Genomic DNA, 24565 nt, shown 5'->3' with positions numbered 1-24565 from the left:
CTGTGGGGCGGCCGACGTGCCGGCCGGAGCGTCGGGCTGCGGGGTGGGCGGCGTGCCGGGCCCTGGGGCGGACGACGGGGCGGCCGGTGTGACGGGCGGCACCGCCACGGACGAGGCGTGGTCGCGCGTCCGGCACCATTACGCGATCGGGCTCAACCCGAAGGAGGCCAACGACCCGCGCTGCGCCGACGTGCTGGAGCTGCTGCCGCGCCACCTCGCCAAGGACGGCGTCGTGGCCGTCGGCGAGGTCGGCTTGGACACCATGGGCTTCTCCATCTACCCGGAGACGAAGACGCACGGCGGCAACTCGGTCGTGCGCGGCGAGCCGGAGGACTGACCGGTGCGGCTGCTGGACCAGCGGGGCCGGACGGTGCATCTGGCCTACTGCACGAACGTCCACCCGGCCGAGGACCTGGACGGGGTCCTGAACCAGCTGCGCCGCTTCGCCAGGCCGGTGCGGCGCCACCTCGGCGTCGACAGACTCGGGCTCGGCCTGTGGCTGGCGCACCGCGCCGCCGCGACGCTCGCCGCGGACCCGCGCGCCGTCGACCGGCTGCGCACGGCCCTGGACCGGCACGGTCTGGAGGTGGTGACGCTCAACGGTTTCCCGTACCGGGGCTTCCACACCGCTCGCGTCAAGCACGCCGTCTACCGGCCCGACTGGTCACGGCCGGAACGGCTCACCTACACACTCGACCTGGCGGCCGTCCTCGCCCGGCTGATGCCCGACGACGCCGCCCGCGGCAGCGTCTCGACGCTGCCCTTCGCCTGGCGGACGCCGTGGTCACGGCGGCAGCACACGGCCGCGCTGGCGAACCTGCACCGGCTCACCGAGGGCCTCTCCCAGATCGCCGCGGTCTCGGGCCGCCCGGTGCGTGTGGGCATCGAACCCGAGCCGGGCTGCGTGGTGGAGACGACCGACCAGGCGGTCGCCCTCCTGACCGGCGTCGACACCCGGTGGCTCGGCGTGTGCCTCGACGCCTGCCATCTGGCCGTCGCCGCCGAGGACCCACAGGCCGCCGCCGCCCGGCTCGCGGCCGCCGGCCTCCCGGTCGTCAAGCTCCAGGCGTCCGCCGCCCTGCACGCCGACCGTCCCGGCGATCCGGCCACCCGCGCCGCCCTGGCCGCGTTCGCCGAGGACCGGTTCCTCCACCAGACCCGCGAATCGGCCGACGGCCGGACCGGCGACGGAGAGGCCCGCCGGTGCGACGGCTGGGACGATCTCCCGGACGCGCTTGCCGGTTCCCGGCCGCCGTCCGCCCGCGGGCCGTGGCGGGTGCACTTCCACCTGCCGTTGCACGCCCGGCCGCGCCCGCCGCTGCGCGCCACGAGCACCGAGCTGCTGTCCTGCCTCGACGCGCTGTTCGGTGACCGTACGCTCACCGACCACGTTGAGGTGGAGACCTACACCTGGGGTGTCCTTCCCGCCGCGGCGCGCCCGGACGGCGACGCGGGCCTCGCGGTGGGGATCGCCGGGGAACTGGCCTGGGTACGGGACGCCCTCGTCGCGCGCGGCCTCACGGTGCCGGCCGGATGACCACGCCGCTGCTCGTGATCGAGGTCGCCGGCCTGACACCGCGACTGCTGCCGCACACGCCGAACCTGCGGGCCCTGGCCGAGGCCGGCTCCCACGCCGCGCTGACCCCGGTGCTGCCCGCCGTCACCTGCTCCGTACAGGCGAGCCTTCTCACCGGCCTGCCGCCGAGCGGGCACGGCCCCGAGGTGGACCGGTGGCGAGGCGGTGTGCTCAGAGCGCGATGCGGACGGCCTTGGACAGGTCCTCGACGGCATCGTCGCCCTCGCCGGCGCCGACAACGACCCGAGCTTCCCCGGCGCCCTGATCCGCGTCCTGCTCGACGGCCTGCACCCGAAGGCGGCCGGACCATGAGCGGATCGCCGACCACCGGTGGCCGGGAGATTCACGCGGCGCACGGCGTCACGAGCGTGGACCACCCGCTGCCGGTCGATGAGCACACGTGACGCAGTGCAGCAGGGTCGTCTTGCCCGATCCGGAGGGCCCCATCACGGCCGTGAACGTCCCCGGTGCGAAGGCGACGGTCACGCCGCGCAGGGCGTGGACGGCGCAGGGCCGCCCGCCCGCGCGCACCCGCACGCTCACTGTCAGCCGACGTAGCGGCGGGCGGGGGAGTGGCGCTGGGGTTCCTCCAGCAGCCGCAGGTCGCGTTCGACGTGGCCGGGGACCGGGCGGCGTTCCCGGAGCACCCAGGGCAGGCCCGCGACGGCCTCGGCCACCGCGGACAGGCTCGTACGGTCGCGGGGGACCGAGCGCAGGACGGTGAGCGTCCTGCGGGCGGCCGAGGGGAGCGGGCGGCGCAGCCAGGTCGTCCAGAGGGTGTTGCGGATGCCGACCCGGCGGCGTTCGCGGGGGTCGCGGGCGGTGGACGCTGCGTGGTGCACGACGACGTCCTCGGCCCAGCACATCCACCAGCCCCGGGTGGCGAGGTCCATGCAGAGCAGCTCCTCCTCGCCGCCCAGCACCAGGCGGGGGGAGAACCCGCCAGCCTCGCGGAACGCCGCGACGCGGAGCATCGAGGCCCCGGCCAGGATGCTCATCAGGGCGGGCCCCGGCATCCAGGACGGGGCGGGCACGGGGGAGTGCCGCAGCTCCGGGGTGATCGGGTCCTCCTCCTGGCCCGGCTCGACCAGGATCAGGCCGGTGACCGTCGCCAGCCGCGGGTACCGGTCCAGGAGGTCCGCCGCGCGGGCCATCGCGCCCGGCTCCCACCAGGTGTCGTCGTCGCAGAACGCGACGTACGGGGTGGTCACCTCCTCGACGGCGAGGTTGCGGGCGACCGCGCCGAGGTTGCGCGCGGCGCGGATCAGCCGGACCCGCGGGTACGCCTCGGCGACGGCGTCCGCGGTGCCGTCGGAGGAGGCGTTGTCGACGACGATGACCGGCGGGCGTTCGGGGAGCCGGGTCAGCAGGTCCAGGGTCCGCAGCAGCTCGGGCCGGCGGTCGCGGGTGATGACGACGACGGTGATCCGCGGGTCCGGGTTCACCGCGCGTCCCCGGCCAGCCGTCGGATGCCGCCCTCGACGGTCGCCGGGACGGGCCGCCGCGCCGCCAGTGCTGAGGGGAGGCGTACGGCGGCGGCCGCGAGGGCCGCGCGGGAGTCGCAGTCCCGCAGCGCCCGCGCCCCGAGCCGCGCGGTCTCCCTGACCGCGACGAGGCCGGGGCGGCGCATCCAGGCCGTGAGCACGGTGTTGCGCAGCTCGCTGCGGCGGCGCCGGTGCGACGGCGGCCGGTTCGCCGACGGCTCGTGCACCGCGACCACCTCGGGAACGTGGCACAGGCCCCAGCCGGCGGCGGCGAGGTCGTAGGACAGCAGGCGTTCCTCGCCGATGAAGAACAGCAGGGACGAGAACCCGCCGACGGCCAGGAAGGCCTCGCGCCGGACGATCGAGGCGCAGGCCAGGAAGCCGAGGACGGGCGGTCCGGGCAGTCCGGGGTCGGGCGGCAGCGGTGACTCGGCCATCGCCGCGTTGATCGGGTCGGGCTCGCGGTCCGGGCCGACGAGGGTGTGCGCCGCGATCAGGCCCAGCCGGGGATGGGCGTCGAACAGCTCGGCGGCCCGGGTCAGCGCCCCCGGCTCCCACCACGAGTCGTCGTCGCTGAACGCGACGTACGGCGTGCGGGCCAGGTGGACGCCGACGTTGCGGGCGGCGGCCCCCCGGTTGCGGCCCAGGGGCACGACCCGTACGCCCGGGTGGGCGGCCGTCACCGCCCGCACCGTGCCGTCCTCGGAGCCGTTGTCGACCACCACGACGACCGGCCGGTCCGGCAGGGCCGCCAGCCGGTCAAGGGTGCGCAGCAGCTCCGATCGCCGGTTCCTGGTGGCGATCACGACGGTGACGCGGCTCACCGATCGACCTCCCCGTCAATGGAGTAACCGGTCGACTACCCGCCCGCGGATCGTCGAATCATCGGCCGCCGGCGGCCGCGCCGAGCGGCCCCCGGGCGGCGGTTTCGAACCGGACGTCGCGGGCAGGGAGGGCGCGTCGGCTACCCAGGGGAGGAACCATGCCGAACGTATTCGACGTGCTCCGCAAGGACCATGAAGAGGTCAAGAAGGCGCTCGCCGAGCTCGAGCGGGGGCCGACGGCGGCCACGGGAGCGAGCCCCGAGCAGCTGCAGATTCGCGAGAAGCTGGTCGAACAGCTGATCATCGAGGAGTCCAAGCACGAGGCGGTCGAGGAGGAGTACTTCTGGCCGGCGGTCCGGGACAAGCTGCCGGACGGCGATCGCCTGGCCGACGAGGCAACCGACCAGGAGCAGAAGGCCAAGTACGTCCTGGACGAGCTGAAGGACCTCAAGGGGGACGACCCGAAGTTCGAGCAGCTTCTCGGCAAGTTCATCGCGGACGGGCGTGAGCACATCGTCTACGAGGAGGAGCGCGTCTGGGCGCCGCTGCGAGGGGTGCTCAGCGCCGAGGAGGCGGACAAGCTGGGCACCAAGCTGGAAGAGGGCAAGAAGCTGGCCCCGACCCGGCCGCACCCTCACACGCCGCCCAAGCCCGGCATCCTCAAGGCGGCCGGCCCCGCGGTCGCCGCGGCCGACCGGGTCCGCGACGCCGTCACCGGACGCGGCGACTGAGCATGCCGAGCGATGCCCGGAGGTGCCTGCGCGATGGCTGACGTCGAGGCCGCGCCCGGAGAGCTGCTGGAGACCCTCAGGAAGGCCGCGGCCGCGCTGACCGACAACGGTGTCAAGTTCGCCCTGGCCGGCGGATTCGCCGCGTACGCGCGTGGCGCGGCGCCGTCGACGCACGACGTCGACTTCGTCCTGACCCAGGATGAGGTCGACGTCGCGCTCGCGGCGCTGGAGTCGGCCGGGATGCGGCGCGCCGAGATCCCCGAGGGATGGCTGGCCAAGGTGTACGACGAGGGCCGGACGGTCGATCTGATCTTCCGCCCGTCGGGACGGGCCGTGGACGCCGCCCTGCTCTCCCGCGCCGAGGAGATGAACGTCGAGGCGGTCGCCATGCCGGTGCTGACCGCCACCGACCTGACGATTCTGCGCCTTCTCGCGTTCGACGAGAAGGCCAGCGACTTCGGGGGATACCTGCCGGTGTCGCGGGCGCTGCGGGAGCAGATCGACTGGCCGCGGGTGATCGCCGAGACGGCGGACTCCCCGTACGCCTACGCCTACCTGACGCTGCTGCACCGCCTGCGTGTGATCGACTACGGGCCGCCGTACGAGAGGAGTGACGGATGACGCCCAGCGACCCGCCCCACTACCTCGCCGCCCGCATCAAGAGCCGCCTCGCCGAGGACGCCCGCACGGTCGAACTCGGCATCCAGGTCGACGTCCGCGGTGACGTCGTCTTCCTGCGCGGCCAGGTGGCGACCCCACGGAGGCGGGAACTCATCGAGACGGTCGCCCGGGAGGCGGCCGGCGGACGACGGATCTCCAACGATGTGACCGTCGTCGACATCCGCCCCCCGAAAACGGAGGAAACGCCCTCATGATTCGCGTGGCCGCGGTCGGCGACATCCACGTCGGCGAGGATGTGCGCGGCCTGTACCGCAACCGACTGACCGGGATCGCCGACGACGCCGACATCCTGCTCGTCGCCGGCGATCTGACCCAGCACGGCACGGCCGAGGAGGGACGCATGGTCGCGGAGGAGCTCCGCGACATCGGCGTTCCGGTCATCGCCGTGCTCGGCAACCACGACTACCACTCCGACGCGGAGACCGAGATCACCAAGGCCCTCCAGGACGCGGGGGTCACCGTCCTCGAGGGCGAGTCGACGGTGATCGACTGCCACGGCCGGCGCCTCGGCGTCGCCGGCGCCAAGGGCTTCGGCGGCGGGTTCGCCGGACGCTGCGGCTCCGATTTCGGCGAGCCGGAGATGAAGGCGTTCATCCGCCACACGAAGGCCACCGCGGCCCGGCTCGGCGAGGCGCTCGGCGCGCTGGACGCGGACGCGCGCGTCGCCCTGACCCACTACGCACCGGTCAAGGACACCCTCGACGGCGAGCCCCCGGAGATCTACCCCTTCCTCGGCAGCTACCTGCTCGCCGAGGTGATGGACAGGGCGGAGATCGACCTCGCCGTGCACGGTCACGCCCACCGCGGCGTGGAGAAGGGGATCACGCCGGGCGGGATCCCCGTACGGAACGCCGCCATGCCCGTCATCGAGCGCGCCTACGCGGTGTACTGCCTCGGTGGTCCCGGCGACGTGGAGTGCGCCACCGACGACACCGTCGGCGCGACCGCGTAGCGCACGCCCGCGGCGGTCCGCGCCCGGAGACGCGCGCAGGCCGGCGGCCGGGAGACGGGTGCAGGGCAGTGCCCGGAAGACGGGCGCAGGCCAGTGCCCGGGAAAGGGCGCGGGCCGTCACGCGTCCCCGTCCTGGATCAGGCCGGGACCGGGGCGAGGTCGCGGTTGGTGTGGCGGTGCGCCGCCACTGCCACGACGAACTGCTCGATGAACTCGCCGGTCACGCCGGACGCCGACTGCAGCACGACACCCTGGTCGGCGGTCAGGGCCTCGCCGCGGTCGTTCACGCCGTTCAGCCGGGCGCTCGACAGCAGGCGGATCCCGTCCCCGACGGCCCCGATCGCCTTGCCGTGCTTGAACGCCTCCGTGACGAACTGCACGGCGCTGCCGTCGGCCTCCAGCGCCGTCACCGACTCCTTCCCGCCGGGGACGACGACCGCGTCGTACAGCACCGAGCCGACGGTCGGCAGCGCCCGCGTCACCTCGACCGGCCCCTCGGAGCCCTCGGCCTCGCCGTCCCGCGCGGCCAGCACCTCCGGGATCGCGCCGACGGCCGACAGCGCCTCCCGGATCGTCTGGACGTCGCCGGTGTCCACGCCGTCGGCGACCAGGATGGCGATCTTGCGGGTCTCGACCGAGTCGCGCGGCGCGTTCGCCTGGCTCAGCGCGGGGGAGCTGCGCCCGTGGTTCGGGGTCGCCGGCTGCGCGGGCGGCTCGACCCCGACGCCCTCCGCGACGGAGACGGCCAGGTAGTGGTCGACGTTGTTCAGGTTGGCCACGACGCCCTGCCTGATGTGCCGGTGCTCCACCTTGCCGAGCTCGAAGCGGAACGCCGCGATGATGTGCTCCTTCTCCCAGTCGGACATGCTGTTCCAGAACAGCGTCGCCTGGGAGTAGTGGTCGGCGAAACTCTCACTCCGCTTGCGGATCTTGTTCCCGTCGACGCGCTCCTGGTAGTGCGTGAACGCGCCCTCCGGGACGACGGCGGGGCATCCGCCGCTCAGCGAGTTCGGATGGTAGGCGGCCCGGCCCGTGTGGATCGCCGACTGGTGGTAGCCGTCGCGCTGGTGGTTGCGCACCTCGGCGACCGGCCGGTTCACCGGCAGCTGGGTGAAGTTCGGGCCGCCGAGGCGGATCAGCTGCGTGTCGAGGTAGGAGAACAACCGGGCCTGCAGGAGCGGATCATTGGTGAAGTCGATGCCCGGGACGACGTTGCCCAGATGGAAGGCCACCTGTTCGGTCTCGGCGAAGAAGTTGTCCGGGTTGCGGTCGAGCACCAGCCGCCCGACCGGGCGCACGGGCACCTCCTCCTCCGGGATGATCTTCGTGGCGTCGAGCAGGTCGAAGTCGAAGGCGTGCTCGCGCTCCTCGGGGACGAGCTGCACGCCGAGCTCCCATTCCGGGTACTGCCCGGCCTCGATCGCCTCCCAGAGGTCACGGCGGTTGAAGTCCGGGTCCTTGCCGGCGATCTTCTGCGTCTCGTCCCACACCAGCGAGTGCGTGCCGAGCCTCGGCTTCCAGTGGAACTTCACGAACGTGCCGGCGCCCTCCTCGTCGACGAGACGGAAGGTGTGCACGCCGAATCCCTGCATCATCCGGAAGCTGCGCGGCAGCGCCCGGTCCGACATGAGCCACATCATCATGTGCGTGGTCTCGGGCTGCAGGTGCACGAAGTCCCACAGGGTGTCATGGGCCGAGGAGGCCTGGGGGATCTCGTTGTGCGGCTCCGGTTTCACCGCGTGCACGAAGTCGGGGAACTTGATCCCGTCCTGGATGAAGAACACCGGCATGTTGTTGCCGACGAGGTCGAAGTTGCCCTGCCGGGTGTAGAACTTCGTCGCGAACCCGCGGACGTCGCGCACCGTGTCGGCCGACCCCCGCGACCCGGCGACCGTCGAGAAGCGCACGAACACCGGCGTGCGCAGCGACGTGTCCCGGAGGAACTCCGCCGACGTGTACTCGGTGAGCGGGTCCGTCACCTCGAAGTACCCGTAGGCGCCCGTGCCCCGGGCGTGCACGACCCGTTCCGGGATCCGCTCGTGATCGAAGTGGGTGAGCTTCTCACGGAAGTGGAAGTCCTCCATGAGTGTGGGACCCCGCTCGCCGACCCGGAGGGAGTTGTCGGTGTCGTCGACCGGGATCCCCTGGTCGGTCGTCAGCCGCGAGCCATGGTCCGGGTCGACGCGGAAGCGGCCGAGCCGGCGGTCCTTGTCGTCAGGCGTTGTCATGACGTCCCTCCGAGGGTCTCGTAACGACCGGTCAGAGGGAGCCATGTCCGTTCAGGACCTCGCTAAGCGCGATCCACGAACCTAATGTCCGGCCCCGCAGAGCGTGCTCCGCGGGCCTGATGTACGACCTCGCAGAGCGTGCTACGCGGGCTTGGAGCGCGGCCCCGCCGCGCCCGTGGGGCCCGCCGGCGCGGCGGGAGAGGGGGCGGCCGGAGCGGTGGGGTCAGGGGCCCTCGTCCTCGACGCGCATGGCCTGCTCCTCGGGCGAGAAGCCCGCCATGTCGGGGCCGACGTCCTCGGCGATGGCGTCCTTCTCCGTGTCGGTACGGACGCCCTCGTCCGGCTCGACCAGGCGGCCGGCCCGGCGCGGCACCTCCTCCTCCCGGACCTGGTCGAACTCGCGTTCGTCCGACTCCGGCCGGTCCTCGCCCCGGTGCGGGACGCCGAGCGCCGGGTCGGGCTGCTCCCTGCTCAACCGCCGGTCCAGGGACTCGCCCTCCCGCTGCTCCTCGGCGGTGGTCCCGAACTCCTCGAGGCCGACGGGCTCGTCCCGGGGAACCGGCGCGCGCTGCGGGTCCTCCGCCCACTGCCGCTGGGGGTAGGAGTCCTCCAGGTCGGGGATCCCCTCCTCCTCGAACTCCGAGTACGGATCGGGATCCGGATGTGGATGTGTCATCGGTGTCTCCATCGTCCTCATTGCGGTCGACTCCCCGCCCATGCCCACGAATCGACCGTTCTCACCTTCGAGCGGAGGCTTTGGGGGAGGTTTGAGACGGCGCGTCACGGGCACCCGGACATGTCGTCGGCGACCCGAGATCGACCAGGAGGGCTCTCATGAACGGACCCGAAGGCGGACCGGCGGCGCACCGTGATCCGGAGGCCCTGAACCAGGAGGGGGCGCCGCGGGCGAGCGGGCCGGACCCCGCCCTGGCCCGTCGCGACACCCAGGCGCTGACCGAGGACCAGCTGATCGTGTACGAGGCGCTCGCCACCGTGCGGCGGCCGATGAGTGCCGGCGACGTCGCCGCGACCACCGGCATGGACGAGGAGGCCGTACGGGCCTGCCTCCGCACCCTCGCGGAACGCGAAATGATCGTCGACGGCGCCGACGGGATCGTCATCGGAGACAACGACTGGGACGTCCGCGGCGCCCGCCCGGCGGCGTCCCCCCGCGACTGACCGCGGGACAGGTCAGGAACGGGCGATCAGGCGGAAGCGGACACGCTGCCCCGGGCGGAGCTGCGCGGCCCGGCTCAGGTCGGCGGTCGTGACGACGGCCGCGACCGGGTAGCCGCCGGTCGTGGGATGGTCGGCGAGGAAGATGATCGGCAGGCCGTTCGGCGGCACCTGCAGCGCGCCGACGACCATCCCCTCGCTCGGCAGCTCGCCCGCCCGCCGCCGTACGAGCGGCCGCCCCTCCAGGCGCACGCCGATCCGGTTGCTGTGCGCGCTGACCTCGTAGCTTCCCCGGGCGAGAGGTTCGAGGCTCTCGAACCAGTCGTCGCGCGGCCCCGCCAGCACCCGCAGGACCGGTTCGTCCTCGGGTTGGTAGCCGGGCGCGCAGTCCACGATGATCGGCTCGGACGTTCGTCCCACGGCCAGCCGGTCCCCGGCCCGCAGCGGGTCGGGCCCCAGCCCGGACAGCAGGTCCGTCGAGCGGCTCCCGAGGACCGGCGGGACGTCGACGCCGCCCCGGACGGCGACGTACGTGCGGACCCCCGCGGACGGGACGCCGAACTCCACCGTGGCGCCGGCCGGAACGTGGCAGGGGGCGTTCATCCCGCCGGGAGTCATCCGCACCGGCGCGCCGGTCACCGCGATCCACGCCGGCGCGTGGAACCGCAGCGCGGCTCCGCCGAAGGTCAGCTCCAGGCCGGCGGCGTCCTCCGGGTTGCCGACCAGGCGATTGGCCAGCCGCAGGCTCGCGGCGTCCGCCGCCCCGGAGTGCGGCACGCCGAGGTGCGCGTAGCCGGGACGGCCCAGGTCCTGCACCGTGCAGAGCGGGCCGGGACGGAGCACCTCGATCGTCACGACGTCACCTCACCCCACCTCGCCGGCCGCGGCCCGCCCGGAGCCGGCCGGGGTCACCGCCCGGACCTCCGCCCGCTCGGCGGCGAACCGGACGCGGGTGCCGGGCTGCAGCAGCGACGGAGGGTCCCGGTCGACGTCCCACAGCGTCATCGTCGTACGCCCGAGCAGCCGCCAGCCGCCCGGCGACGCCGTCGGATACACCGCGCCGTACGGGCCCGCGATCGCGACCGAACCGGCCGGCACCGCCGTGCGCGGCGAGTCCCGGCGGGGTACGTGCAGGGTCTCGTCCAGGCCGGTGAGGTACCCGAAGCCCGGCGAGAACCCGAGGTAGGCGACGACGTACTCGGCGCTCACGTGCCGCGCGACCACCGCGTCACGGGACAGCCCGGTCAGCGCGGCGACCTCGTCCAGGTCCGCGCCGTCGTAGACGACCGGGAAGCACAGCGGCTCCGCGGCGACCTGGTCGAGCTCCGGGAGTCGCAGGTCGTCCAGCAGCGGCCCGAGGCGGTCCACCGCGGTGCCGGGCCGGACCGTGACCAGCACCGTCCGGGCCCCCGGCACCACGCCCACGATCTCCGGCAGCGCGAGCGCGCGCACGGCGGCGTGCACGCGGTGCGGTGCCTCGGTCTCGATCAGTAGCGCCGCGTCGCCGGCCCGCCGGATTCTCACGCGAACGCCTTCAGGGGGACACCGGCCTCTTCGAGGGAGCGGCGGACGGCCTGCGCGAGCCCGACGGCGCCGGGAGTGTCGCCGTGCACGCAGATCGACCGGGCGTCCACCCGGATCCGCGTGCCGTCCGTGGCCTCGACCACGCCCTCGACGGCCATCCGCAGGGCCCGCTCGGTCACCTGCGCCACGTCCTCGATCACCGCGCCGGGCTCCCTGCGGGACACGAGCGTGCCGGCGGGCGTGTAGGCGCGGTCGGCGAAGCACTCGTTCACGATCGTCAGGTCCGTCACCTGGTGCAGCGCCGAGCCGGGAAGGGTGAGCACCGGCAGCCCCGGGTCGTACGCCTCGACGGCGGCGGCCACGGCCTCGGCCTGCACCGGGTCGCGGACGATCCGGTTGTACAGGGCGCCGTGCGGCTTCACGTAGCGGACCCGGTCGCCCTCGGCCCGGGCGATGCCGTCGAGCGCGGCGATCTGGTAGAGCACCTCGGCCGTCAGCTCCTCCGGGGCGACGTCCATCTCCCGGCGGCCGAACCCGGACAGGTCGCGGTAGGACACCTGGGCGCCGATGACCACGCCGCGTTCCACCGCCGCCGCGCACGTACGGCGCATGATCACCGGGTCGCCCGCGTGGAAGCCGCACGCCACGTTCGCGCTGCTCACGATGGACATCAGGGCGAGGTCGTCGCCGAGGCGCCAGGGGCCGAGCCCCTCCCCGAGGTCGGCATTGAGATCGATCATGTAACCAAGGTCTCCTCGGTCCGGTCCGTGATCAGCATCCGTCCCGGCGCGTGGGTGATCGCGAACGGCGGGGCACTCGCCATCACCGCGGCCTGCGGCGTCACGCCGCAGGCCCAGAAGACCGGGACGTCACCGATCTCGAACTCCACGCTATCGCCGAATTGCGGGAGCGCGAGGTCGGCGATGCCGAGTTCCGCCGGGTCGCCGACGTGGATCGGAGCACCGTGCATCGCCGGATACCGTGCGGTCACCTCGACGGCGACGTCGACCAGGTCGGCGGGGACCGGCCGCATCGACACGACCAGCGGCCCGGCCAGCCGGCCGGCGGGCCGGCACTCCCGCGAGGTGACGTACATCGGGACGTTCCGGCCCTGCTCGATGTGGCGGAGCGGCACGCCCGCCGTCGCGAGCGCCGTCTCGAACGTGAAGCTGCACCCGATGAGGAACGCGACGAGGTCCTCCCGCCAGTACTCGGTGACGTCGGGCACCTCGGCGACGAGCGCGCCATCCTGGTAGATCCGGTAGGCGGGCAGGTCGGTCCGCAGGTCGGCGGCGGCGACCTCGCGGGCGTACGGGTCGCCGGGATCGGTGATCTCGAGGATCGGGCAGGCCGCCGGGTTCCGCACCGCGAACAGCAGGGCCTCGAAGGCCAGGTCGCGGGGGACGGCGAGGAGGTTCGCCTGGACGTAGCCCCGGCACCAGCCGCTCGTGGTCACCGGCGTCTCACCGGTGCGGAACACCTCACGGGCCTGGGAGGGGGTGAGGATCGCGGGTTGCTCCATGGTCGTCATGGCGGCTTCATGCCCACTGCGCGCCGTTTACCGCGTACCCGCGGCGTCCGTTCCCGGCCGCCGCGGGTACGCCGGCGCCGGTTCCCCGCCCTCAGGACAGGTCGGGGGCGTCCCGGAGCGCGAGGAGCGCGGCGCGCAGCGCCCGGGGATCGCCGTCGGTCTCCCGGAGGATCGCCATGAACCGGTGCAGGATCGAGTGCCGGTCGTGCCCGCGGTCCAGCAGGCGCTCGGCCACCGTCCACAGCTGCGGCGGGTCGCCGTCCCAGATGCGGGCGGCGAGCCGGAGGTGGGCCTCGATGTGCGCCGGGTCGGCGTCCGGGTGCTCGAACGCCAGGAGCAGGCGCCGGTCCGCGTCGACGGACGGGTTCAGGCGGGTCAGGTCGATGTCGGCGTTGCCGCCGGTCAGGAAGGGGAACGCGAACGCCCGCCGGGCGAGGGCCTCCAGGTCGCCGTCCGGCAGGAGCCGCTCCAAGAGCTCCCGGTCGAGCCCGAACGTCGTCGGATCGCGGTACGCCTTGGCGAACTTCCCGGTGATGTCCCAGACCTTGTCGAGGGTCTGGCGGACGCCATCCTCGGGCAGCCCGGTCCGCCGGCTCGCCCAGCGCACCCACGCCGCGAGCACGTGCGGCATCGCCTCCTGCTCCGCCGGCGACAGCATCACCTTGCGCGGCAGCCAGTGCAGCAGGAACGTCTCGCACTTGACCGGGCTGACCCGCAGCGGGCGGCCGAAGTCGTGGTCGCAGCCGTAGTCGATGATGCGGTCGACGCAGCGGCTCGCGGCGGAACGGTCCGACAGCTCCTCGGCCTCGTCCGACGCGAGGAACCGCGCCGCCATCGTGGCCCGGCGGTCGTGGCCGAAGACCGGGGTCGCGGGGAGACGGCCGCCGGGCGGCAGCGCGCGCACCCGGGCCCGTACGAACGCGTGGTAGTTGCCGAAGGTCTCCTTGACCGGCGGGTCCTCGGTGTCGTCCGTCACCGCCAGGGCGCGCTCCAGCCGGGCGCGGGCCGTCGCCGGCGGAATCGGCTCGAACCGCATCAGGGGGTTCTCCTCGGCCTCCTTGCGGCAGAGACCGAGCAGCTTGTCCACCTGCGAGGACACCCAGGCGTCGACCACCATCCCGCGCTCGTTGTGGTCGATCACCACGACCAGCGCGTGGCGCTCCTCGCCGCCGTAGCTGTAGATGCAGACGATCGAGTCCTGGTCCCCGTAGACGTCGCGGGAGACGTGGCACTCCTCGCAGACGACCATCCCGACGCGGCCGGCCCAGCCGGGGCGCGCGACCCCGGCCTCCATCAGCGGCAGCGCGGCCCGCTCGGCCTTGGCGGCCTGCCGCGGCGTGCCGAGGGCGGCGATGCCGGTGAGCAGGGCCAGCGCGGCCGGCGTGCGCGCCATGGCCGCGTGGTCGACCAGCGCCTCCCCGATGACCTTCTCCACGTCGTCGTGAACGAGCCGCTTGCCCCACCAGGCCCCGAGCATCTCGCTGACGATCAACTCGGCGTCGAGAGGGCTGCGGACGGCCAGGAGCTCACGGGCCGCGCGGAGCATCTCGGCGAACACGGCGTCCGGCGGCGGCGTGGGGCGCCGTGTCATCCGGCCTCCCCGGGGCCCACCTCGCGCAGGTCGCTCACGGTCTACCTTTTCGGAGTACGTCCCGAAGCGCGCCCGAGGAGGGTGCGCGAGGGATTAGTGGTCCAGTGTCCGACCACTCACCCTACTCGCCCGGCAGGGGTTCGGGTCGGCGTCCCGAGGGCGGTTCGGACTTGATCATCGACATCAGGTGCTCGCGCGCGACCGCCTCGACCAGCCTCGGCGTCAGGTCGACGCCCAGGTGCCGGGCCCGCAGCCGGACGTCGCGGACGCAGCGCTCCACGGTGTCGGCGGGGATCGAGGAGAACTCCCGGCGGAGCCGCCCGACCACCGGATCTCGTACGTCGGCCTGCCAGACCAGCTGCGTGGAGGTCATGCGGACACCTCTCGCACCAGACGATGTCAGTCCACCTGCGTCCCGCTCAGCGCCCAATCTCGATCCTCCCCCGAAGAAGTGTCAAGACCTCCGGGGGGACAGGTCGTCCTTGCCCTCCTCGGTGTTCCCGGCGGGGGCCGTGAGCTCACCAGATCTACCCGGATTTCCCTTCGAAGAGGGATCTGGCTGGTCAGGACCGGCCATCCCGCGCGTACCCGCCGCCGCGGTCTCGTCGAGCCAGGCCGGGTGATGGCGGGCCGCCCATTCCGGCGTCACGCGCCCGATGAACATTCCGGACAGGGCCCCGGGGTCCCGGAGGGCGTACCAGAGATGGCCGAGGATCACGGCGAAGACCGCCAGGGTCAGCCAGTCGTGCACGAAGGTCGCGCCGGTGCGGAAGGTGTCCGGCCACGGGTGCGGGAACGCGAGGATCCACCCGGTGCCGAGCATCACGAGGATCGCCCCGGCGACGAACGCCGCGTTCAGCTTCTGGCCCGCGTTGAACTTGCCGACCGGGTGGATCCCGCGGCCGCCGACGGTCGCCCGCCGGTCCCGTCCCCGCAGCCACCGCCAGTCGTCGGGGGAGAACCGGTCGAGCCGGCGTACGTCCTCCCGGAACGCCCGCGAGGCCCAGCCCAGCAGCGCGGGCACCGGCAGCCCGAACCCGGCGAGCACGTGGATCGTCCGGACGAGGTGACGGCGGCCGACCGCCTCGGCCAGCGCCGGAACGTACAGCATGGCCGCGGTGACCAGGCAGACGAGCATGAGGAGCGCTGTCACGTGGTGCACGCCCCGTACGGCGCGGGCGAAGCGGATCACGAACCCTCCTTCGCTTCGCCCGGTCATGACGTGTAGCCGTTCGAGCGGCCGATCCAGGCGTCGACGTCGTAGCCGCGCGTCTCCCAGTACCCCGGCCGGACCCGGTCGACCAGGTCGATCCCCCCGAGCCACTTGATCGACTTGTAGCCGTACATCGGCGCGACGTACATCCGCACCGGGCCGCCGTGCTCGTGGCTCACCGGACCGCCCTGCATGCTCGTGGCGACGATCACGTCCCGGCGGCGCGCCTGCTCCAGCGTGAGCGTCTCGGTGTACGCGCCGTCGAACGAGGTGAACCGGACGCCCCTGGCCTCCGGCCGTACGCCCACCACGTCCAGGAGGTCGGGCAGGGCCACGCCCGCCCAGGCGACGTCCGGCACCGTCCAGCCGGTGACGCAGTGGAAGTCGTCGGTCCTCCGGGTCTGCGGCAGCGCCCGCAGGTCGGCGAACCGGAACGTCCGCGGGTGCTCCACCAGCCCGCCGACGGTGAGCCGGTAGTCCGCCGGGGCGACGCGGCGCACCGAGTCGACCACGGAGTAGAAACGGAAGCCGCCGGCCGCCGGGATCAGCCCCGAGACCCGGGCGCCGACCGGCCCGACGGCGCGGTTCACGCCGCTCTGCACGCGCGCGCCGACCGCCACGCCCACGGCGCCGAGGCCGACCATGCCGAGGACGACGCGCCGGCCCACTGGTGTTCCCTCACCGGTCATGCCCCCATTCGAGCACCGTCGCGGCGGTCCGCGGAACGGCGGCGGGCGACACGTTCGCGAACCGTCACATCTACGACGCCGGGCCACGACACCGTGACCCGGGGTGAGCGGCGGGATCCGGACGGTGCAGGATGAGGGGCGAACGTTTCAGGAGGACCCCATGCCGATCTCGCTGCCCATCGATCCCGAGGCCGGCGCGCTGCTCGAGCGCAGCCCGCTGGCACTGCTGATCGCCATGCTGCTCGACCAGCAGGTGCCCCTCGAACGGGCGTTCGCGGCGCCGTACGAACTGGCGCGGCGGCTCGGGCGCGACCTCGACGCCGAGGATCTGGCCCGGTACGACCCTGACGCGCTCGTGGCCGTCTTCGGCGATCGTCCCGCGCTTCACCGGTACCCCAAGGTGATGGCGGGCCGTGTGCAGGCTCTCAGCCGCGCGGTGCTGGAGCGGTACGACGGTGTGGCGGAGCGCGTCTGGACGGAGGCGGCGACCGGCCGGGAGCTCTTGAAGCGGGTCGGCGATCTGCCCGGCTTCGGCGACCAGAAGGCCCGGATCTTCGTCGCGCTCCTCGGCAAGCGGCTCGGCGTACGGCCGGAGGGCTGGCGCGAGGCGGCCGGCCCCTACGGCGACGAGGGGGCGTACCGCTCGGTGGCCGACATCGTCGACGAGGAGTCCCTGGGCCGGGTCCGCGCCTACAAGCAGGAGATGAAGGCCGCCGCCAAGGCACGCGCCTGAGACGAGGCCCCTGCCCCGGAGTGAAGATCCGGGAGACGTCGCTCACTCCTGGGGCGTGGAACGGAGAGAGCGGGCGATTTACAAAGCTTGTCAAACCGGGAAATGTGCCGCGAAGGTGACAGGTCTTCCGAAGACCGCCTGCGCTCCGTTCACCGCGCCGCCCGTACGACACGTGACTCGCCGAGATCGGGGATGTCGCCCGCCCGATGCCGATCGGCCCCTATCATCATGCTTCCCGCCGGATACGCGGCCTCGTGCCGGGTGCCCGGAGGGTGACCGGAGGACGCGTTCGCGCGGTCGCCGGAATAACGTTGCCGGGCGGGGCTTCCGTCGGCGCCGAAGCATCGAGATGATGAAAACCTGACTCCGAGCGGTGTTGTGATGGAGGCGGGAGCGCTAGCCTGCTCCCATTCACCCATAGTGATGCGGAAATGCCTCGCAGTAGGGCCGAGCGCGCGACGGAGGTGTCGACGGTGAGCACCGATACTTCTGTGCCGCAGCCCCGGATCTCTGGCTTCGACGCGTCGGATTCGGCGCTGCTCACCACGTTGCTTCGGGAGGCTCCGATCGGCTTCGCGCTGTTCGACACCGACCTGCGCTTCACGCGGGCCAACGACGCACTGGCGCGCATGCACGGCGTGAGCGTCGCCGACCTGGAGGGCCGCCGGCCCGCCGAGGTCATCCCCGGAGAGCTCGGCGGCGTCATCGAGGCGTCCGCCCGCAAGGTCCTCGATGAGGACCGGCCGGTCCCGGACGTCGACCTGCCCGTCGGCGACCGGCACTGGGCGCACTCCTGGTTCCCCGCCCACACGGCCGAGGGCGAGGTGTCCGGGGTCGTCATGGTCGCGGTCGACGTCACCGACCGCGTCCTGGCCGAGCGGTCCATCCGCCGCAAGGAAGAGCGCTACCGCTCCCTCGTCGAGGCCAGCTCCCAGATCGTCTGGGTGACCACGCCCGCCGGCGAGGTCGTCGACGACGCGCCCGAGTGGCGCGCCATCACCGGCCAGACGCACGAGGAGTACGCCACCGAGGGATGGCTGGGCGCCTTCCACACCGAGGACCGGCCGCGCATCGAGGAGACCTGGCACTCCTGCGTGACGAACGACCGGATCTTCGAGGCCACCTACCGCATCCGCACCCGCGCGGGCGGCTACCGCAACTACGACGTGCGCGCCGTGCCGATCCGCCGCGACGGCGAGATCGTCGAGTGGGTCGGCGCGAACATCGACGTCACCGGCAAGCGCGAGGCCGAGGAGATGCGCGGCCGGCTCACCGAGCAGCTGTCGGCCGCGGCGCTGCGCACCGCGCGGCTCCAGCAGGCGACGTCCATGCTGGCCGAGGCGCTGACCGTCAACCAGGTCGTCTCGGTGATCACCGAGGTCGGCCGGTCCGCGATCGGCGCCGACCGGTCCGCCGTCGCCCTCCTGGAGGAGGACAAGCTCCGCCTGCGCATGATCACGCCCGGCGGCATCCCGGAGCTGCCCGGCCCCGCCCGCGAGGAGATCGGCATCGACGGCGCCAGCGTCATGTCGATCGCGGTCCGCGAGCGGCGTCCGTTCCTCGCCGAGAACCCGACCAGCCTGCGCCTGCAGCTCCGGGGCGAGGAGATCGCCGACTTCGTCCGGCGCACCGACGAGCGCGCGTGGGTCGGCCTGCCGCTGCTGGCCGCGGGCCGTGCCCTCGGCGCGCTGCGGTTCTCCTTCACCCGGCCGCGGGAGATCACCGAGGAGGAGCGCGTCTTCCTCGAGGCCCTGGCCGGTCAGTGCGCGCTCGCGGTCGAGCGGGCGACGCTGTTCGAGCGGGAGCACAAGACCGCGGAGGCCCTCCAGCGCAGCCTCCTGCCGGACCGCCTCCCGCAGCTGCCGCCGATCCGGCTGGCGGCCCGCTATCACCCCGCGACACGGCACGTCCAGGTCGGCGGCGACTGGTACGACGCCTTCCCGCTGGGCGACGGCCGGGTGGCGATCGTGATCGGCGACGTCATGGGCAAGGGCGTCAAGGCCGCGGCGGGCATGGGCCGGGTGCGCAACGCGCTGCGCGCCCTCGCGCTCAACGACCCGCGCCCGTCGAAGGTGATCGGCGGCCTGGACCGGCTCTTCAACGCCACCGAGGGCTGGGAGCAGATCACCACGCTGGCGTACGCCGTCATCGACCCCGCGACCGGCGAGGGCTCGATCAGCAACGCGGGCCACCTGCCGCCGCTGCGGATCCTGCCGGACGGCCCGCCGCGGGTCAGCACCGCCGAGGCGGGCACCCCGCTCGGCTGGCCCTCCGAACGAGAAGAGACAAGTTTTTCGGTCCCACCCGGCAACACTGTGGTCTTCTACTCCGATGGACTGGTGGAGAACCGTAGACGGGGGCTCGACGCCGGTCTCGACGAGATCGTGTCGATCGCCGCCGCCGCCCCATCGGAGGTGCTTGCCGATCCTGAGATACTCGTTGACTTCTTGGTCGACCGGATGCTGGCCGGGTACGACCATGATGATGACGTGACAGTACTTGCCCTACATGTTCCGCCGAAGACGGCGTAGCACGTACGAAGGACCGCTCAGTGCCCTCTAAGGTGGGTGTCACCGGGCAGGACTCCACCGCGCGGAATACGCGGGCGTGCCAGACTGCTAAACCGACAGTGAAGCAGGGGTACGCTGCTCAGCGCATAGGGCCTGCAGGGCCGGCGCCCGACAGAGCACTGGGTAAACATAGCCACACGTTTCGTTCGAGAGGTGTTTGTGTCGCCTGCGAGTTCGACCTCCAAGCCGTCCGAGCTGCACGAGCACGTTGTCAGGCAATTGATCGAGCGTGGGCGTTCCCAGGGCTACCTCGAGGCCGATGACGTGCGCCGTGCGTTCGAGGAGGCCGACATTCCCGTGTCGAAGGCCTCGAGCATCTTGCGGAGTCTTAGCAAGGAGGGTGTGACCGTCATGGTGAGCGCTGCCGACTCCGCGGCGCCTAAGCGCGCGCGCAATAGCAAGCGCGCGACGCCCGCGACCAAGAAGCCCAAGACGACCACCGCCGCCGCCAAGGACCAGGACACCGTCACCGCCGTCGTCGAGGACGACGTCGACGTGCCCGCGCGGCCCGCACGTGCCAAGAAGACCGCGGCGAAGCCCGCGGCCAAGCCCAAGAAGGCAGCGCCCAAGAAGAAGACCGAGGCTCCGGTCGCCAAGAAGGCGGCCAAGGGGCCGGAGGACGCCGACGAGGTCACCGACGACGCCGAGCTCGAGGTCACCGACCTCGACGACGCGGACCTCACCGACCTCGACGAGGTCGCCGACGACGCCGACCTGGAGACGGGGGACGACGCCGACGTCGCCGCCGAGGTCGAGACGGAGGCCGAGGAGGCCCCTGCGGCGGCGCCGGACAAGAAGCCCACGTCGGACGACGACTCCTTCGTCATCGGGGACGACGATGAGGACGCCCCGGCTCAGCAGATCGCCGCGGCCGGCGCCACCGCCGACCCGGTGAAGGACTACCTCAAGCAGATCGGCAAGGTCCCGCTGCTCAACGCGGAGCAGGAGGTCGAGCTCGCCAAGCGCATCGAGGCCGGTCTGTTCGCCGAGGAGAAGCTCGCCCTCGAGCGGCACACCCTGGAGTTCCAGGTGCTCGAGGACCTCGAGTGGATCGCCGAGGACGGCCGCCGGGCCAAGAACCACCTGCTCGAGGCCAACCTGCGGCTCGTCGTCTCGCTCGCCAAGCGCTACACCGGGCGCGGGATGCTGTTCCTGGACCTCATCCAGGAGGGCAACCTCGGCCTGATCCGCGCCGTCGAGAAGTTCGACTACACCAAGGGTTACAAGTTCTCGACGTACGCCACGTGGTGGATCCGGCAGGCGATCACCCGCGCCATGGCCGACCAGGCGCGCACGATCCGCATCCCGGTCCACATGGTGGAGGTCATCAACAAGCTGGCCCGCGTCCAGCGCCAGATGCTCCAGGACCTCGGCCGCGAGCCGACCCCGGAGGAGCTGGCCAAGGAGCTGGACATGACGCCCGAGAAGGTCGTCGAGGTCCAGAAGTACGGCCGGGAGCCGATCTCGCTGCACACCCCGCTCGGCGAGGACGGCGACAGCGAGTTCGGTGACCTCATCGAGGACTCCGAGGCCATCGTGCCCGCCGACGCGGTCAGTTTCACGCTGCTGCAGGAGCAGCTGCACTCCGTGCTCGACACCCTGAGCGAGCGGGAGGCCGGCGTGGTCTCGATGCGGTTCGGCCTGACCGACGGCCAGCCGAAGACCCTCGACGAGATCGGCAAGGTCTACGGCGTGACCCGGGAGCGGATCCGCCAGATCGAGTCGAAGACGATGTCGAAGCTGCGCCACCCCTCCCGGTCCCAGGTGCTGCGCGACTACCTCGACTGAGGGCTCGCCTAACGATCGCATAACGAAAAGGGTCCGGACGGGAGTTCCCGCCCGGGCCCTTTTCGCGTTCGCCGCCCTGTCGGGAAGATCAGTGGTGGGTGATCACGTCGAGGCTCGTGCCGGTCAGCTCGGCGGCGTACCCGAGGTCCAGCACGGTCTTCAGGAGCTCCTCCGGCGTCGCCGGGTCGGCGCCGTTCGCGAGCAGGTCACGGGCGAGCGTCCCCCGGGTCGCCTTCGCCATGTGGCTGACCACCGTGCGCCGGCCCTCCCGCTCCCGGAACACCCGGACCCGGACGGTGGGGACCTTCCACGCGGCGGCGTACGGCGCCGAGCGCATGTCGACCAGAAGGCCGCCCGGGGGGAGGGCCGCGGTCAGCGCCGGGCGCCACACGGCCGCCAGAGGGCCGAGAGGCGGCAGGCGCACGCCCATGGACAGGCGATAGGGCGGAACGCGGTCCGCGGGCCGCAGCGCGCCCCACAGCGCCGAGAAGATCAGGACGGAGCGGGCGGTGCGCTCCGGATCCAGGGTGGGCAGGCCCAGGTTGTCGTACAGGACGCCGGTGTAGAGCCGTGACGCGGGCAACGTGGGCGCGGTGCGCAGCGCGCGGTTGCGGTCGATCTCCCCGGCCTGCCCGGTGGACAGCCCGAGGACCCGCCGTGCGTCCTCCGCCGGGCCGGAGCACAAGGTCTCCAGCGCGCCGAGCACCCGCTCACGGGTGGCGGTCAGTCCGGGAAGGCCCAGCCCCGGCAGGTCCAGCGGCGGCCCGTCGCCGTCGCCGGACTTGCCCTCGGACGGGGGCAGCAGGATCAGCATCGCCCTTCTCCTCTCCGGACGTGACGAGACGGCGGCCACCCAGGCTGGGTGGCCGCCGTCTCCTGGATTATCGGGTCGGCTGGCCTGGCCTACCGCTCGTCCTCCGGTGGGGGTGCAGGGGTCTCAAGCAGCCGGTCGGTTTCGTCGTGAATCTCAGCGCCCTTCGCACGAAGCGACTCGCCGTACTTACGGCCGTGGTGCGCACAGAACAGCAACTCTCCGCCGCCCGCGAGGACCGCGCGGACGTAGGCCTGAGCACCGCAGCGGTCGCAGCGGTCCACGGCCGTCAGCGGCTTGGTTGGGGCAAGAGCTCCAGTCACGTCGCCTTCCTCGTCTCGGGGTCGGTCGCTTAGGACAACATCTAACCTGACGCGGACGTTCCCATGCGGGTTCTGTGTACGCCGAGAGCGGAATACCCCCTCAGGTGACAAAGGTCACGGTGGCGACGATTGTCAGATTTGTTCCCAGCGGAACACCCGAACGGCGATCAGCGTCGCAACAAGGGCGAACCCCAGCAGGACGCCCATCTGCGGCAGGACCGACGCCGGACCCTCCCCGCGCACGAGAACCTTCAACATCCCGCTGTTCAGATGGCGCAGCGGAAAGATCTCCGAAATGATCCGCAGCCACCGGGGCGCGTCATCGATGTTGAAGAACGACCCGCCGAGGAACGCCATCGGCAGCACGACGATCTGCGTGACCCCCTGCGCCGCCTCCTGCGTCTTGGCCCAGGACCCGATCAGCATTCCCAGGGCGAGGAAGGCCAGCACCCCGCACAGCACCATGGGAATCGCCATCCACCAGTAGTGCGCGAGCTTCAACCCGAAAAACGGCATGGTCGCCACGCCGAGGAACAGCGCCGTCTGCACCAGGGCGACCCCCAGGCTGACGGTGACCCGCGCCGCGAACACGCTGCGGATCGGCACCGGCGACAGGCGCAGCCGGCGAAGGAGGCCCTTCGTCCGCCATGTCACGAGTGTGGTGGACGCGCCGAACATGCCGGCCGAGGCGAGCGCCCACCCGAGCAGGCCCGGGGTGATGTACTGGATCGGCTTGAGTGACCTGTCCTCGACCTGCTGCGCCTCCAGCCGGTACTTCGGCGGCCGGCCGGACGCCGCCTGGTTCGCGGCCTGCACCAGCCCCTCGAACTGCCCCTGAACCGTCCCCGACTTGACCTGGTCGGCGGCCGAGAAGTGCACCACCAGCCGATCGCCGCTCTGCTCGATCGCCGCCGCGTAGTCGCCCTTGCGCACCTTCTCCAGGGCGGCGTTCCGGTCGGAGCTCCGCGTGAACTTCAGGGACCTGTCGATCCCGGCCCGCATGTCCGCCGGCATCCGGTCCACGATCGGCACCGACCCGATCTCCAGCACCTTGGACCTCGGCGTCGACTGCCGGGCGAAGATCCCGCCGATGATCACCAGGAACAGCAGCGGCAGGGCGATCGTGAAGAACAGCGCGCCCCGGTCCCGGCGGAACCCGAGGAACATCGCCCGCGCCAGACTCCGGAAACTGCTCACGCTCGGTACTCCCGCCCGGTCAGCTCGAGGAAGACGTCCTCGAGGGTGGCACCCTTGATCTGAACGCCGTCCAGCGCGCCACGGCCGGCCAGCGCCGCCACGACGGAGGACGGGTCACGGGTCACGATGACCAGCGAGACGCCGTCATCGGTGATGTCGTCCACCCCCGGCAGCGCCCGTGCCTCGTCCTCGCTCAGCACGCCGCCGGCCACGCTGATCCGCGTCGCGGCGTCCAGGCCGCGGACCAGCGTGGCGGGCGCGCCGCTCCTCAGGATCCGGCCCCGATCGATGATCGCCACGCGGTCGCACAGCGTCTCGGCCTCGTCCATGTAGTGCGTCGTCAGGACGATCGTGCGGCCCTCCGTGTTGATCGCGCGCAGCACGTCCCACAGATTGCGGCGCGCCTGGGGATCCAGCGCCGCCGTCGGCTCGTCGAGGAACACCAGCTCCGGCTCGTGCACCAGCGCGCAGGCGATCGACAACCGCTGCGCCTGGCCGCCGGACAGCTTCTCCACGGGAGTGTCCGCCTTCTCCGTCAGCCCGACCGTCTCCAGCATCGCGTCGGCCTTGCGGTCCGGCACCCCGTACAGCGAACCGAACGTCCGCAGCTGCTCGCGCGCCGTCAGCCGTTCGAAGAAGGAGGACGCCTGCAGCTGCACCCCGATCCGCGGCAGCAGCGCGGGATCACGCGGCCACGGCGACCGGCCGAACACCGTCACCTCACCGCTGTCCGCCTGGCGCAGTCCCTCGATGATCTCGAGAGTCGTCGTCTTCCCCGCGCCGTTGGGCCCGAGGATGCCGAAGAACTCTCCCTCCTCGACGGACAGCGTCACTCCGTCGACCGCTCGTACGTCGCCGTACCGCTTCCGCAGGTCTCTGGCGACAATCGTGTTGGGCATGGCTGAACCTTAGGGAGCCCTTGATCGCGATACACCCTCCTACC

General features: G+C 72.3%; 26 protein-coding genes and 2 pseudogenes. 12 read left to right on the top strand and 16 right to left on the bottom strand.

The genetic code is table 11. The features are described from left to right. Nucleotides 1–127: 127 nt before the first annotated feature. The 4 genes and pseudogenes from NE235_RS09525 to NE235_RS09510 all read left to right on the top strand — a co-directional run. Nucleotides 128–262, top strand: a pseudogene (locus tag NE235_RS09525) (TatD family hydrolase); the annotation flags it as partial. 78 nt (nucleotides 263–340) lie between these two features. After that, nucleotides 341–1537: a metabolite traffic protein EboE gene (gene eboE / locus NE235_RS09520; protein WP_252800815.1), complete on the top strand. Its 1197-nt coding sequence runs from the start codon at nucleotides 341–343 to the stop codon at nucleotides 1535–1537. Beyond that, nucleotides 1534–1704: pseudogene (locus NE235_RS09515) on the top strand (alkaline phosphatase family protein); the annotation flags it as partial. The gene eboE and the pseudogene NE235_RS09515, both read left to right, overlap by 4 nt. Before the next feature lie 37 nt (nucleotides 1705–1741). Next, nucleotides 1742–1888, top strand: a complete 147-nt coding sequence (locus tag NE235_RS09510) for a hypothetical protein (protein WP_252800925.1) — start codon at nucleotides 1742–1744, stop codon at nucleotides 1886–1888. A gap of 233 nt (nucleotides 1889–2121) precedes the next feature. Here the strand turns inward: NE235_RS09510 and NE235_RS09505 are convergent, their stop codons facing one another. Beyond that, nucleotides 2122–3021, bottom strand: a complete 900-nt coding sequence (locus tag NE235_RS09505; protein ID WP_252800813.1) for a glycosyltransferase family 2 protein — start codon at nucleotides 3019–3021, stop codon at nucleotides 2122–2124. After that, the gene (locus tag NE235_RS09500) at nucleotides 3018–3884 is read right to left on the bottom strand and encodes a glycosyltransferase family 2 protein (RefSeq protein WP_252800811.1); all 867 of its coding nucleotides are present in this window, start codon (nucleotides 3882–3884) and stop codon (nucleotides 3018–3020) included. The genes NE235_RS09505 and NE235_RS09500 overlap by 4 nt, the downstream gene beginning before the upstream one ends. Before the next feature lie 158 nt (nucleotides 3885–4042). Between NE235_RS09500 and NE235_RS09495 the strand changes: the two genes are divergently transcribed. Genes NE235_RS09495 through NE235_RS09480 form a run of 4 tightly spaced genes read left to right on the top strand, consistent with a single transcriptional unit; the run spans nucleotide 4043 to nucleotide 6248 of the window. Next, nucleotides 4043–4615 carry a hemerythrin domain-containing protein gene (locus NE235_RS09495; protein ID WP_252800809.1) on the top strand — a complete coding sequence of 191 codons (573 nt, stop codon included), beginning with the start codon at nucleotides 4043–4045 and terminating at the stop codon, nucleotides 4613–4615. Between the two features lie 33 nt (nucleotides 4616–4648). Beyond that, the gene (locus NE235_RS09490; protein ID WP_252800807.1) at nucleotides 4649–5236 is read left to right on the top strand and encodes a nucleotidyltransferase; all 588 of its coding nucleotides are present in this window, start codon (nucleotides 4649–4651) and stop codon (nucleotides 5234–5236) included. Then, nucleotides 5233–5490 (top strand): BON domain-containing protein, encoded by a 258-nt coding sequence (locus tag NE235_RS09485; protein WP_252800806.1) that lies wholly within the window; start codon nucleotides 5233–5235, stop codon nucleotides 5488–5490. Before NE235_RS09490 ends, NE235_RS09485 begins: the two co-directional genes overlap by 4 nt. Beyond that, nucleotides 5487–6248 carry a metallophosphoesterase family protein gene (locus tag NE235_RS09480; protein ID WP_252800804.1) on the top strand — a complete coding sequence of 254 codons (762 nt, stop codon included), beginning with the start codon at nucleotides 5487–5489 and terminating at the stop codon, nucleotides 6246–6248. Before NE235_RS09485 ends, NE235_RS09480 begins: the two co-directional genes overlap by 4 nt. A 137-nt stretch (nucleotides 6249–6385) precedes the next feature. Here NE235_RS09480 and NE235_RS09475 read toward each other — a convergent pair whose 3' ends face one another. Continuing rightward, complete coding sequence (locus NE235_RS09475; RefSeq protein ID WP_252800802.1) at nucleotides 6386–8476, bottom strand: catalase; 2091 nt, start codon at nucleotides 8474–8476, stop codon at nucleotides 6386–6388. Between the two features lie 223 nt (nucleotides 8477–8699). Next, the gene (locus NE235_RS37265) at nucleotides 8700–9152 is read right to left on the bottom strand and encodes a DUF5709 domain-containing protein (RefSeq protein WP_289848358.1); all 453 of its coding nucleotides are present in this window, start codon (nucleotides 9150–9152) and stop codon (nucleotides 8700–8702) included. Between the two features lie 158 nt (nucleotides 9153–9310). On the opposite strand from NE235_RS37265, the gene NE235_RS09460 reads away from it, so the two are divergent. Continuing rightward, complete coding sequence (locus NE235_RS09460) at nucleotides 9311–9655, top strand: hypothetical protein (RefSeq protein ID WP_252800800.1); 345 nt, start codon at nucleotides 9311–9313, stop codon at nucleotides 9653–9655. Nucleotides 9656–9667: 12 nt separating this feature from the next. Here NE235_RS09460 and NE235_RS09455 read toward each other — a convergent pair whose 3' ends face one another. From NE235_RS09455 to NE235_RS09420, 8 genes are all read right to left on the bottom strand, one after another. Further along, on the bottom strand, nucleotides 9668–10507 hold the full coding sequence (locus tag NE235_RS09455) for a 5-oxoprolinase subunit C family protein (RefSeq protein WP_252800798.1): 840 nt from the start codon (nucleotides 10505–10507) through the stop codon (nucleotides 9668–9670). 9 nt (nucleotides 10508–10516) lie between these two features. Beyond that, the gene (pxpB, locus tag NE235_RS09450; RefSeq protein ID WP_252800796.1) at nucleotides 10517–11176 is read right to left on the bottom strand and encodes a 5-oxoprolinase subunit PxpB; all 660 of its coding nucleotides are present in this window, start codon (nucleotides 11174–11176) and stop codon (nucleotides 10517–10519) included. Beyond that, entirely contained in the window at nucleotides 11173–11916 is a 744-nt protein-coding gene (locus NE235_RS09445) for a LamB/YcsF family protein (protein ID WP_252800794.1), read from the bottom strand. The genes pxpB and NE235_RS09445 overlap by 4 nt, the downstream gene beginning before the upstream one ends. Beyond that, complete coding sequence (locus NE235_RS09440) at nucleotides 11913–12698, bottom strand: putative hydro-lyase (protein WP_252800921.1); 786 nt, start codon at nucleotides 12696–12698, stop codon at nucleotides 11913–11915. Before NE235_RS09440 ends, NE235_RS09445 begins: the two co-directional genes overlap by 4 nt. A gap of 100 nt (nucleotides 12699–12798) precedes the next feature. Further along, nucleotides 12799–14298, bottom strand: coding sequence for a hypothetical protein (locus NE235_RS09435; RefSeq protein ID WP_252800792.1), 1500 nt, complete (start codon nucleotides 14296–14298; stop codon nucleotides 12799–12801). Nucleotides 14299–14419: 121 nt separating this feature from the next. Continuing rightward, nucleotides 14420–14671 (bottom strand): hypothetical protein, encoded by a 252-nt coding sequence (locus NE235_RS09430; protein ID WP_252800790.1) that lies wholly within the window; start codon nucleotides 14669–14671, stop codon nucleotides 14420–14422. An 81-nt stretch (nucleotides 14672–14752) separates the two neighbouring features. Beyond that, on the bottom strand, nucleotides 14753–15490 hold the full coding sequence (locus tag NE235_RS09425; RefSeq protein ID WP_252800789.1) for a cytochrome b/b6 domain-containing protein: 738 nt from the start codon (nucleotides 15488–15490) through the stop codon (nucleotides 14753–14755). A 23-nt stretch (nucleotides 15491–15513) separates the two neighbouring features. Then, on the bottom strand, nucleotides 15514–16200 hold the full coding sequence (locus tag NE235_RS09420) for a molybdopterin-dependent oxidoreductase (RefSeq protein WP_252800787.1): 687 nt from the start codon (nucleotides 16198–16200) through the stop codon (nucleotides 15514–15516). Nucleotides 16201–16360: 160 nt separating this feature from the next. On the opposite strand from NE235_RS09420, the gene NE235_RS09415 reads away from it, so the two are divergent. The 3 genes from NE235_RS09415 to NE235_RS09405 all read left to right on the top strand — a co-directional run bounded on the left by NE235_RS09415 (nucleotide 16361) and on the right by NE235_RS09405 (nucleotide 21291). Further along, on the top strand, nucleotides 16361–16933 hold the full coding sequence (locus tag NE235_RS09415) for an HhH-GPD-type base excision DNA repair protein (protein ID WP_252800786.1): 573 nt from the start codon (nucleotides 16361–16363) through the stop codon (nucleotides 16931–16933). A gap of 473 nt (nucleotides 16934–17406) precedes the next feature. Beyond that, a complete protein-coding gene (locus tag NE235_RS09410; RefSeq protein ID WP_252800784.1) occupies nucleotides 17407–19464 on the top strand; it encodes a SpoIIE family protein phosphatase in 2058 nt (685 codons plus the stop codon). A gap of 198 nt (nucleotides 19465–19662) precedes the next feature. Then, on the top strand, nucleotides 19663–21291 hold the full coding sequence (locus NE235_RS09405; protein WP_252800782.1) for an RNA polymerase sigma factor: 1629 nt from the start codon (nucleotides 19663–19665) through the stop codon (nucleotides 21289–21291). Between the two features lie 88 nt (nucleotides 21292–21379). On the opposite strand, the gene NE235_RS09400 is transcribed toward NE235_RS09405, so the two are convergent. From NE235_RS09400 to NE235_RS09385, 4 genes are all read right to left on the bottom strand, one after another. Beyond that, a complete protein-coding gene (locus tag NE235_RS09400; protein ID WP_252800779.1) occupies nucleotides 21380–22105 on the bottom strand; it encodes a YaaA family protein in 726 nt (241 codons plus the stop codon). 89 nt (nucleotides 22106–22194) lie between these two features. Then, complete coding sequence (locus NE235_RS09395) at nucleotides 22195–22425, bottom strand: DUF7455 domain-containing protein (RefSeq protein WP_252800777.1); 231 nt, start codon at nucleotides 22423–22425, stop codon at nucleotides 22195–22197. Nucleotides 22426–22557: 132 nt separating this feature from the next. Further along, the gene (locus tag NE235_RS09390; RefSeq protein ID WP_252800775.1) at nucleotides 22558–23622 is read right to left on the bottom strand and encodes an ABC transporter permease; all 1065 of its coding nucleotides are present in this window, start codon (nucleotides 23620–23622) and stop codon (nucleotides 22558–22560) included. Continuing rightward, nucleotides 23619–24521, bottom strand: coding sequence for an ABC transporter ATP-binding protein (locus NE235_RS09385; protein WP_252800773.1), 903 nt, complete (start codon nucleotides 24519–24521; stop codon nucleotides 23619–23621). Before NE235_RS09385 ends, NE235_RS09390 begins: the two co-directional genes overlap by 4 nt. Nucleotides 24522–24565 lie beyond the last annotated feature (44 nt).

It is taken from the genome of Actinoallomurus spadix, assembly GCF_024055725.1.
Lineage (GTDB): Bacteria > Actinomycetota > Actinomycetes > Streptosporangiales > Streptosporangiaceae > Actinoallomurus > Actinoallomurus spadix.
Note: the sequence above shows the minus strand (reverse complement) of the source record. Positions and strands in the feature narration are given on the sequence as shown.

What these genes read in the sequence shown, in the direction of transcription:
- NE235_RS09430 (WP_252800790.1), bottom strand. Translation starts at nt 14,671, where the DNA reads ATGACCTCCACGCAGCTGGTCTGGCAGGCCGACGTACGAGATCCGGTG.
- NE235_RS09495 (WP_252800809.1), top strand. Translation starts at nt 4,043, where the DNA reads ATGCCGAACGTATTCGACGTGCTCCGCAAGGACCATGAAGAGGTCAAG.
- NE235_RS09415 (WP_252800786.1), top strand. Translation starts at nt 16,361, where the DNA reads ATGCCGATCTCGCTGCCCATCGATCCCGAGGCCGGCGCGCTGCTCGAG.
- NE235_RS09440 (WP_252800921.1), bottom strand. Translation starts at nt 12,698, where the DNA reads ATGGAGCAACCCGCGATCCTCACCCCCTCCCAGGCCCGTGAGGTGTTC.
- NE235_RS09475 (WP_252800802.1), bottom strand. Translation starts at nt 8,476, where the DNA reads ATGACAACGCCTGACGACAAGGACCGCCGGCTCGGCCGCTTCCGCGTC.
- NE235_RS09490 (WP_252800807.1), top strand. Translation starts at nt 4,649, where the DNA reads ATGGCTGACGTCGAGGCCGCGCCCGGAGAGCTGCTGGAGACCCTCAGG.
- NE235_RS09435 (WP_252800792.1), bottom strand. Translation starts at nt 14,298, where the DNA reads ATGACACGGCGCCCCACGCCGCCGCCGGACGCCGTGTTCGCCGAGATG.
- NE235_RS09460 (WP_252800800.1), top strand. Translation starts at nt 9,311, where the DNA reads ATGAACGGACCCGAAGGCGGACCGGCGGCGCACCGTGATCCGGAGGCC.
- NE235_RS09485 (WP_252800806.1), top strand. Translation starts at nt 5,233, where the DNA reads ATGACGCCCAGCGACCCGCCCCACTACCTCGCCGCCCGCATCAAGAGC.
- NE235_RS09420 (WP_252800787.1), bottom strand. Translation starts at nt 16,200, where the DNA reads ATGACCGGTGAGGGAACACCAGTGGGCCGGCGCGTCGTCCTCGGCATG.
- NE235_RS09385 (WP_252800773.1), bottom strand. Translation starts at nt 24,521, where the DNA reads ATGCCCAACACGATTGTCGCCAGAGACCTGCGGAAGCGGTACGGCGAC.
- NE235_RS09480 (WP_252800804.1), top strand. Translation starts at nt 5,487, where the DNA reads ATGATTCGCGTGGCCGCGGTCGGCGACATCCACGTCGGCGAGGATGTG.
- NE235_RS09445 (WP_252800794.1), bottom strand. Translation starts at nt 11,916, where the DNA reads ATGATCGATCTCAATGCCGACCTCGGGGAGGGGCTCGGCCCCTGGCGC.
- NE235_RS37265 (WP_289848358.1), bottom strand. Translation starts at nt 9,152, where the DNA reads ATGACACATCCACATCCGGATCCCGATCCGTACTCGGAGTTCGAGGAG.
- NE235_RS09400 (WP_252800779.1), bottom strand. Translation starts at nt 22,105, where the DNA reads ATGCTGATCCTGCTGCCCCCGTCCGAGGGCAAGTCCGGCGACGGCGAC.